The following is a 1,644-nucleotide window of genomic DNA, read 5'->3' on the forward strand; positions in this document are numbered from 1 at the left end:
CGCTGGTAGCCCCCCCGACAACGGCCCCCACGTCCGCGCCCAGCATCGCGCCGACACTCTCCATGCCCCGGCTCTCGGACAGCGCGCCACCGACCGAATCCCCCATCCCCACCGGGTCCCCACTGTCTTCGGTGACGAGCTCCGCGCCGTCGGAGACGATCTCCGCACCGTCGGGGATGCCCACCGCTGTCTCCTCCAGCGACGCGCCACCCAGCTCTCTTCGGTGAAGCGAGTTCTCGCTCACGCGGGCCGCGGACTATGGTGTGCCAGGGGGAGGCTCGGCCGTACATCGGCGCAAAGAAGATCCCCATGACGGCGTCGACAGGGGGAGACGGCTGATGCAAGCCAACATCAAGGGCACCACGATGCCGGTGCTCGAATTCCTGCTCAGCCCCGGCGAGTCGATCATCTCCCCGCACGGCGAGCTGTCCTGGATGTCGCCGAACGTGCAGATGTCGCAGACCACGAACTCCGGCGGCGCGCGTGGCCTCATGGCCGGCCTGAAGCGCGTGGCGGGCGGCGGCGGCCTGTTCATGACCCGCTACGACGCCACCGGCGGCGGCACCGCGCTGCTGTGCTTCGCCTCGAAGATGCCGGGCCACATCGTGCCGGTGGACGTCCAGCCCCAGACGCCGATGATCGTGCACCGCCACGGCTGGCTCGCCTCGACCCCGGGGATCACCACGAACGTCGCCTTCCAGAAGACGTTCTCCCGCTCGCTGTTCGGCGGCGAGGGCTTCGTCCTCCAACGCCTGGACGGCCAGGGCCGGGCCTGGATCGAGCTGTCCGGCGAAGTGTCCCCCTACACCCTCGGCCCGGGCCAGCAGATGTTGGTGCACCCGGGCCACATCGGCATGTTCGAGGCCAGCGTGCAGTTCACGATGACGACGGTCCCCGGCATCCGGAACAAGGTCTTCGGCGGCGACGGCCTGTTCCTGGTGGCGCTGACCGGTCCGGGCCAGATCTGGCTGCAGTCGATGCCGCTGCCGAACCTGGCCCATTCGCTGGAGCCGTACCTGCCGGAGCGCACCGGCAACAGCTAGTGCCGTGTCGGGGAACGTTTGCCTGGGAGTCCGGGCTTTGCTTGGGAGTTCGCGACGTGGTTCGGGACGTGGTTCGCGACGTGGTTCGCGACGTGCCGGTCGGCGGGCGGGATCCGTTGGCGGGTGGAGTTTGCTGGGGGGCTGGGGTTTGTGGGCCGGGTTGCGGTTGGTCTGTGGATTTCAAAGCCTTTTACGCCTTCGGTCATAGTTGTGCCGGTTCGGGGTTCGGGGCGGCGGGTGTGTGTGTCGGCTGCCGGTTTACGCGTTCACGACCCCGCCCCACCTCAGGCCTCTTCAACTCCAGCAAGTCAGAGCAAGGGCAAGATCAACAGCAAGGTCAAGAGCTGAAGGTCAAGGTCAAGGGCTGTGATGAAGGGCCGGGCCTCCGGCGGGCCTCGACAACCTCAGGGAAACTAGCGCGGTTCCCTAGGGTGGCCGATCTAGTCTCAGCGGCGGCGGTCCCAGAGGTGGCTACGGTCCGTTCCCCTCGGTCGCGTCGTCAGCCCGGGGGGTACAGCACCGGTGTCCGGGGGTAAAGTCCGCGCGCGGCGGACATGCAGGTAGGCGGCGGTTTCGCACGGCGCGAACTTGACCCCCGGCC

Annotated in this window: 2 protein-coding genes; one reads left to right on the forward strand and one right to left on the reverse strand. The window is 68.2% G+C overall.

Annotated features, from left to right (window positions below; translation table 11 throughout):
* Positions 1-244: hypothetical protein (locus KGQ19_RS48535; RefSeq protein WP_212022411.1), on the reverse strand; the 244-nt coding region annotated here is incomplete at its 3' end.
* A 94-nt stretch (positions 245-338) separates the two neighbouring features.
* On the opposite strand from KGQ19_RS48535, the gene KGQ19_RS48540 reads away from it, so the two are divergent.
* Positions 339-1,043, forward strand: coding sequence for an AIM24 family protein (locus KGQ19_RS48540; protein WP_212022413.1), 705 nt, complete (start codon positions 339-341; stop codon positions 1,041-1,043).
* The last annotated feature ends 601 nt before the right edge of the window (positions 1,044-1,644 follow it).

This window comes from Catenulispora pinistramenti, assembly GCF_018274385.1.
Classification (GTDB): domain Bacteria; phylum Actinomycetota; class Actinomycetes; order Streptomycetales; family Catenulisporaceae; genus Catenulispora; species Catenulispora pinistramenti.

Coding starts and splice junctions, on each gene's coding strand:
- KGQ19_RS48540 (WP_212022413.1), top strand. CDS start 339: ATGCAAGCCAACATCAAGGGCACCACGATGCCGGTGCTCGAATTCCTG.